The sequence below is a fragment of the Streptomyces sp. NPDC058401 genome (genome assembly GCF_042722885.1).
Lineage (GTDB): Bacteria > Actinomycetota > Actinomycetes > Streptomycetales > Streptomycetaceae > Streptomyces.
The window spans coordinates 70,091-76,895 of the sequence record NZ_JBHXKA010000027.1; the positions used below are offsets into that span (position 1 = coordinate 70,091).

Annotated in this window: 7 protein-coding genes; 1 reads left to right on the forward strand and 6 read right to left on the reverse strand. The window is 66.6% G+C overall.

The window, feature by feature from the left end:
• Positions 1 to 31: 31 nt before the first annotated feature.
• The 5 genes from prcB to arc all read right to left on the reverse strand — a co-directional run bounded on the left by prcB (position 32) and on the right by arc (position 5,404).
• Entirely contained in the window at positions 32 to 871 is an 840-nt protein-coding gene (gene prcB / locus ACFWNV_RS13145; protein WP_371615094.1) for a proteasome subunit beta, read from the reverse strand.
• Positions 823 to 1,422, reverse strand: a complete 600-nt coding sequence (locus ACFWNV_RS13150; protein WP_383945009.1) for an endonuclease VII domain-containing protein — start codon at positions 1,420 to 1,422, stop codon at positions 823 to 825. Before ACFWNV_RS13150 ends, prcB begins: the two co-directional genes overlap by 49 nt.
• Before the next feature lie 46 nt (positions 1,423 to 1,468).
• Positions 1,469 to 1,681, reverse strand: a complete 213-nt coding sequence (locus tag ACFWNV_RS13155; RefSeq protein WP_133898495.1) for a ubiquitin-like protein Pup — start codon at positions 1,679 to 1,681, stop codon at positions 1,469 to 1,471.
• Positions 1,682 to 1,874: 193 nt separating this feature from the next.
• Complete coding sequence (gene dop / locus ACFWNV_RS13160; RefSeq protein ID WP_266876650.1) at positions 1,875 to 3,386, reverse strand: depupylase/deamidase Dop; 1,512 nt, start codon at positions 3,384 to 3,386, stop codon at positions 1,875 to 1,877.
• A 251-nt stretch (positions 3,387 to 3,637) separates the two neighbouring features.
• Positions 3,638 to 5,404: a proteasome ATPase gene (gene arc, locus ACFWNV_RS13165; protein ID WP_328297775.1), complete on the reverse strand. Its 1,767-nt coding sequence runs from the start codon at positions 5,402 to 5,404 to the stop codon at positions 3,638 to 3,640.
• Between the two features lie 264 nt (positions 5,405 to 5,668).
• Here arc and ACFWNV_RS13170 point away from each other — a divergent pair, with 264 nt between their 5' ends.
• A complete protein-coding gene (locus ACFWNV_RS13170) occupies positions 5,669 to 6,001 on the forward strand; it encodes a ferredoxin (protein ID WP_383945015.1) in 333 nt (110 codons plus the stop codon).
• Between the two features lie 4 nt (positions 6,002 to 6,005).
• Here ACFWNV_RS13170 and ACFWNV_RS13175 read toward each other — a convergent pair whose 3' ends face one another.
• Positions 6,006 to 6,632: a hypothetical protein gene (locus ACFWNV_RS13175; RefSeq protein WP_383945018.1), complete on the reverse strand. Its 627-nt coding sequence runs from the start codon at positions 6,630 to 6,632 to the stop codon at positions 6,006 to 6,008.
• Positions 6,633 to 6,805 lie beyond the last annotated feature (173 nt).

A 6,805-nucleotide genomic window follows, 5' to 3' on the forward strand; every position in this document is an offset into this window, starting at 1 on the left:
CTTTCTTCTGGACGACGAGGAGGTCAGAGGGTCAGAGCAGGGCGGCGCGCGGACCGTCGGGCTGCTCCAGCCGCCGGTTCGTGATCTTGCGGGCCAGCTCCGAGGACTCCTCGTCGGTCAGCCTGCGGAATCCCTCGTCGGTCATGACGGTGACGATGGGGTAGATGTGGCGGTAGAGGTCCGGGCCGCCGGTCGCCGAGTCGTCGTCGGCGGCGTCGTACAACGCCTGGACGACCAGCGTCGTGGCCTCCTCCTCCGTCAGCTTGGAGTGGTACAGCTTCTTCATCGAACCGCGGGCGAAGATCGAGCCCGACCCGGTCGCGGCATAGCCGTGCTCCTCGGAGCGGCCGCCGGTCACGTCGTAGGAGAAGATCCGGCCCCGCTCCTTGGCCTCGTCGTACCCCGCGAAGAGCGGCACGACGGCCAGGCCCTGCATGGCCATCCCCAGATTGCTCCGGATCATGGTCGACAGCCGGTTCGCCTTGCCTTCGAGACTGAGGGTCGCCCCCTCCACCTTCTCGAAGTGCTCCAGCTCCAGCTGGAACAGCTTCACCATCTCCACGGCCAGACCCGCGGTGCCGGCGATGCCGACGGCGGAGAACTCGTCCGCCGGGAACACCTTCTCGATGTCCCGCTGCGCGATCATGTTCCCCATGGTCGCCCGCCGGTCACCGGCGAGGACCACCCCGCCGGGGAAGGTCGCGGCCACGATGGTCGTCCCGTGCGGCGCCTCGATGACCCCGTCGGGCAGCTTCCGGTTGCCCGGGAGCATCTCGGGCTGGTGCGCGCCCAAGAAGTCCATGAAGGACGACGACCCCGGCGTCAGGAAGGCTGCCGGTAGACGCCCTGTGCTACGAGTGTTGGGTTCCACAGGTTTCCTTCCACGTAAGCGGCTGCACGCCTCAAGACGTCCGGCCGATCCTTGAGCTGCCCAATTCCTGCGTTGCAGCCGAAGCAAAGTACGCCTCGGACCTTACCCGTCTGATGATCGTGATCCACGTGCTCTGCCGGACTCTCTTGGCAGATCACGCAAATCCCGCCCTGGGACGCGATCATCGCGTCCCGCTCGGCCTCGGTGATGCCGTAAGACCGCTTGAGATGGCCTGCTCGCCCGCGGGCCGCTTTGCAGGGTTTGCAGCAGGTGGCGAGCCCGTCAGGCGCGGTCGCATTCTTGTGCCACTCGCTGTGCGGCTTTATTTCCCCACACCCTCGGCACTGCTTCCACCCCGCCGGGACCTCCACCTTCTCCCAGACGTGCTTGCCCTTCTCGGCTTGACGGCGGCGATAGTGGTCCGCTCCGTACGCCGCGACGCATGCCCGACACCTGGCTTGCAAGCCATCCTTGGTGGCGCGGTTCGCCGCAAATGAGCTGAGCGGCTGCTGGAGACCACATCCACGACACAACTTCGATTCCGTCGACATGGCCCCACCCCACCAGCTCCACCTTCATTTCGAAGGCAGAATGGCCCTACTGACCACCCTTTTGAACGAAGCTTCGAACAAAATCCTCAGCGTTCTCTTCGAGCACATCATCGATTTCGTCGAGTACGGAGTCGACGTCGTCCGAGAGCTTTTCCTGTCGCTCCTTGAGGTCGGTCGATTCTTCGACCGCTGCCTCCTCGACCTCCTCGGTCGAGCGCTGCGCCTTCTGCTGTCCGCCGCCGGTGTCCTTGGTCGCCATGTGTAGCTCACCCCGCTCGGTTCGCACGCTCACGTGAAAGACCCCGCGAATTCGGGATCCCTCAAGATCAGACTCTACGTCGGACCCTACAAGGAGGGCCCGACATCCGTCCCGGTACTTTCATAACGTCCGGATGTCTTCATGATTCCCGGGCCGGGGGCCTTTCAGCCCCCGCCCCGGGGACCGGAAAGCCTTACCGCCCCGAGAGCACCCGGACCAGGTCCTCCGCCGTGCGACAGCGGTCCAGGAGCTCCTTCACGTGGGCACGGGTGCCCCGCAGGGGTTCCAGGGTCGGGACCCGCTGGAGGGAGTCGTGGCCCGGGAGATCGAAGATCACCGAGTCCCACGAGGCCGCCGCCACGTCGTCCGCGTACTGCTCCAGGCACCGCCCCCGGAAGTACGCCCGGGTGTCCTCCGGCGGCTTGCTCTGTGCCCGTTCCACCGCCGTCTCGTCGAGCAGCCGCTTCATCTTGCCGCGGGCCACCAGGCGGTTGTACAGCCCCTTCTCGGGCCGTACGTCCGCGTACTGGAGGTCCACCAGGTGGAGCCGGGCCGCGTCCCAGCCGAGGCCGTCCCGGCGTCGGTAGCCCTCCAGGATCTCCCGCTTCGCGATCCAGTCGAGCTCTCCCGACAGGCTCATCGGGTCGGTTTCCAGCCGGCCCAGTACGTCCTCCCAGCGGGCCAGCACATCCTTGGTCTGCTCGTCCGCGTCGGAGCCGAAACGCTCCTCCACGTACTTCCTGGCCAGCTCGTAGTACTCCATCTGGAGCTGTACGGCGGTCAGCGTCCGCCCGCTGCGCAGCGTGATCAGGTGCTGGAGGTCGGGGTCGTGGGAGACCTGGTGGAGGGTGCGTACGGGCTGGTCCACGGCGAGGTCGACGTTGATGTAGCCGTCTTCGATCATGGAGAGGACCAGGGCGGTGGTGCCGAGTTTGAGGTAGGTGGAGATCTCGGAGAGGTTGGCGTCGCCGATGATCACGTGGAGGCGGCGGTACTTCTCCGCGTCCGAGTGCGGCTCGTCCCTCGTGTTGATGATGGGGCGCTTGAGGGTGGTCTCCAGGCCGACCTCGACTTCGAAGTAGTCGGCGCGCTGGCTGATCTGGAAGCCGTGTTCGCGGCCGTCCTGACCGATGCCGACGCGGCCGGCGCCGGTGAAGACGAGGCGGGAGACGAAGAAGGGGGTGAGGTGGCGCACGATGTCCGAGAAGGGGGTTTCCCGCTTCATCAGGTAATTCTCGTGCGTGCCGTAGGAGGCGCCCTTGTTGTCGGTGTTGTTCTTGTAGAGGTGGATGGGCTGGGCCCCGGGGAGCTGGGCGGCCCTGACGGCCGCTTCGGCCATGATCCGCTCGCCGGCCTTGTCCCAGAGGACGGCGTCGAGCGGGTTGGTGATCTCCGGGGAGCTGTACTCGGGGTGTGCGTGGTCCACGTAGAGGCGTGCGCCGTTGGTGAGGATGACATTGGCGAGGCCGATGTCCTCGTCGGTGAGCTGGCTGTTGTCGGCGGCCTCGCGGGCGAGGTCGAAGCCGCGGGCGTCCCGCAGCGGGTTCTCTTCCTCGAAGTCCCAGCGGGCGCGTCGCGCCCGGTGCATCGCCGCCGCGTAGGCGTTGACGATCTGGGACGAGGTGAGCATGGCATTGGCGTTCGGGTGCCCCGGGACGGAGATCCCGTACTCCGTCTCGATCCCCATTACTCGCCGTACGGTCATGCGGCCCTCCTTGCCCGGCGGCGCTCCCGTTCGGGAGCGGCGCTCAAGTACCGCTGGTGCTCCGGTGCGTCGTGTGCGGTGCCCGTCCCCGCACTGCGCGACCTGCGGTATGGAAGAGCCTAGAACCACTCCGCGCTGGTGGGGAGATCATTTCAGTCATTGACTTTGCCCTGTCACCGGCTGAAAAGAGCGTTTGGTAAAGCAGTCGGCTGCGGGTGCCCTTGCCGGGCATCCGCAGCCGGCCCGCTTTGTCAGAGGTACTGACCGGTGTTGGCCACCGTGTCGATGGAACGTCCGGTGTCCGCGCCTTGCTTTCCGGTGACGAGGGTGCGGATGAATACGATCCGCTCGCCCTTCTTTCCGGAGATTCGGGCCCAGTCGTCGGGGTTGGTGGTGTTGGGCAGGTCTTCGTTCTCCTTGAACTCGTCCACGCAAGCCTGGAGGAGATGGGCGACGCGAAGGCCCTTCTGGTTGTGCTCGAGGAAGGCCTTGATGGCCATCTTCTTCGCACGGTCCACGATGTTCTGGATCATCGCGCCCGAGTTGAAGTCCTTGAAGTAGAGGACTTCCTTGTCACCGTTGGCGTACGTGACCTCGAGGAAGCGGTTCTCCTCGGTTTCGGCGTACATCTGCTCGACGACGGTCTGGATCATGCTGTGGACGGTTTCGGCCGTGGAGCCCTGGTGCTCGCCGAGGTCGTCGGTGTGCAGGGGCAGGGTGGCCTTGAGGTACTTCGCGAAGATGTCCTTGGCGGCCTCGGCGCCGGGGCGCTCGATCTTGATCTTCACGTCGAGCCGGCCGGGGCGCAGGATGGCCGGGTCGATCATGTCCTCGCGGTTGGAGGCGCCGATGACGATGACGTTCTCCAGGCCTTCCACGCCGTCGATCTCGGCGAGCAGCTGGGGGACGATGGTGTTCTCCACGTCCGAGCTGACTCCGGATCCGCGGGTGCGGAAGAGGGATTCCATCTCGTCGAAGAAGACGATGACGGGGGTGCCCTCGCTCGCCTTCTCCCTCGCACGCTGGAAGACGAGGCGGATGTGCCGCTCGGTCTCGCCGACGTACTTGTTGAGGAGTTCGGGGCCCTTGATGTTCAGGAAGTAGGACTTCCCGGTGGGCTGGCCGGTGACTTCGGCGACCTTCTTGGCAAGGGAGTTGGCCACGGCCTTGGCGATGAGCGTCTTGCCACAGCCGGGAGGGCCGTAGAGCAGGATGCCCTTCGGGGGCCGCAGTTCGTGTTCCTTGAAGAGGTCGGGGTAGAGGTAGGGGAGCTCGACGGCGTCGCGGATCAGTTCGATCTGGTCGCCCAGGCCGCCGATCTTGTCGTAGTCGATGTCCGGGACCTCTTCGAGGACGAGGTCTTCGACCTCGCTCTTGGGGACGATCTCGTAGACGTAGCCGGAGCGGGGTTCGAGCAGCAGGGAGTCGCCGGGGCGGATGGTGACGTCCAGGAGCGGCTCGGCGAGCCTCACCACCCTTTCCTCGTCGGTGTGCCCGACCACCAGGGCGCGCTCGCCGTCCTCGAGGATTTCCTTGAGGGTGACGATGTCCCCGGCCCGTTCGAACTCCATGGCCTCGACCACGTTGAGGGCCTCGTTGAGCATGACCTCCTGGCCGCGCCGGAGGTCGTCCGGTTCGACGCTGGGGCTCACGTTCACCCGGAGCTTTCGGCCGCCGGTGAAGATGTCGACGGTTCCGTCTTCGTTCGATTGCAGGAAGACTCCGAAGCCGGCCGGCGGCTGTGCGAGCCGGTCGACTTCTTCCTTGAGGGCCACGATCTGGTCGCGGGCCTCGCGCAGGGTGTTCGCCAGCCGCTCGTTCTGTGCGGAGACGCCTGCCAGGTTTGTCTGGAGCTCGACGATCCGCTCTTCGAGAATTCTCGTGTGTCGCGGAGAGTCGGCGAGCTTACGTCGCAGGACGGCGATTTCCTGCTCGAGATAGGCAACCTGGCCGGCGGGGTCCTCAGACCCTCGCCCGGGCCGGATGCCGCGGTTGATGTCGTCGTCGTGGGCTGCCACGGTCCTCACCTCCTCCAAGGGGAGCTGGACGCTTTCTGACCCTACCTGGGCTGGTGGTGATTGAAACCCCTAGATCACAAAGACGGTAGGGGTGTGTCCGATCTTCACCCTTGCGTACTCCCTCGTGCCAAGGAAATACCCACCCATCGAACTCGGGAAGCGGCCGGTTGTAAGGTCGAACTGTTCAACACCCGTCAGAGCTCGTGCGACTTGCCGCGGGGTGTGACCGGGATGGATCACTCAGAGCAGGGAACGGCAGGAGATATGACCGTGCAGCAGGAGTCGGCCACAGGGCAGGACGCGGGTGCCGCGGGCGTGGCCGGAGAGCCGCTCGAGGTCTGGATCGACCAGGACCTCTGCACTGGCGACGGCATCTGCGTGCAGTACGCACCGGAGGTGTTCGAGCTGGACATCGATGGTCTGGCGTACGTGAAGAGCCCTGCCGACGAGTTGCTCGTGGAGGCGGGGGCGACCACTCCGGTTCCGCTGGTGCTGCTCCAGGACGTGGTGGATTCCGCGAAGGAATGTCCCGGGGATTGCATCCATGTAAGGCGGGTTTCGGACAGGGTCGAAGTTTTCGGTCCGGACGCGGAGTGACGGTTCAAACACCTGTGGGGGTCGAGTCCGTAAGCTCCTGGCGGAATTTTCCGCCGGTCCAGCGCCACTTGGCGAGCTGCTTGGTGTCGGGGCTGTAGCGGGGCACTTCGGGCGAGGAGTACCCGAGGAGGCTCGCGGTGACGAGCCCGTCGCGGATGGTGAGATCGGTCGCGGTCTGCTTGCGGCCGGCTTCGAGGAGTGTGGCGACGACGCGGGGCGGTGCGCCCTCGGCCGGGTCCCGGGTGAGGACGTAGAGGGCGTGCGGCGGGGTGCCCGAGCCGGCGTCGCAGCGGACGGCCGCGACGGTTTCGGGGCGGCCGTCGCCGTCGAGGTCGCCTTCGGCGGTGTCGGTGACGGCTTGCGGGGCGCCCTTGCAGTCCAGGGGGTACGTGACTGCGTGCGCGTCGGGAGCGGCTGCGGTGGCGGCCTGTTGGCCGTGGTCCGGGCTCGCCTGGCCCGTGGGGCGTTCCGGGTCCGCGGAGGCTCCGGTGGCCGCGTCGGGTTGCAGGAGTCCCGCGCCCGCTATGACGGCGGCCAGGGCTGTGGCGGTGGCCAGCCAGTGGACGGGCCGGGCCCGGTGGTGCGCCGGGGTGGGGGTGCTCGGCGGCGGCTCGGCGGGGCTGTGCGGCACGCGGGGTGTCTCCTGTGCGAAGGGTGACGGGGAGCCAGCATCGTGCCACACCTCACATCGGGGTGGAACGGGTGGGTCCGGACCGGTCGGGCCGCTCGCGCGGGAGTGACCCGCACCGACAACGAAAAGACGCCGTGCCGCAGTTCCCGGATGATCCGGGGGAACTGCGGCAC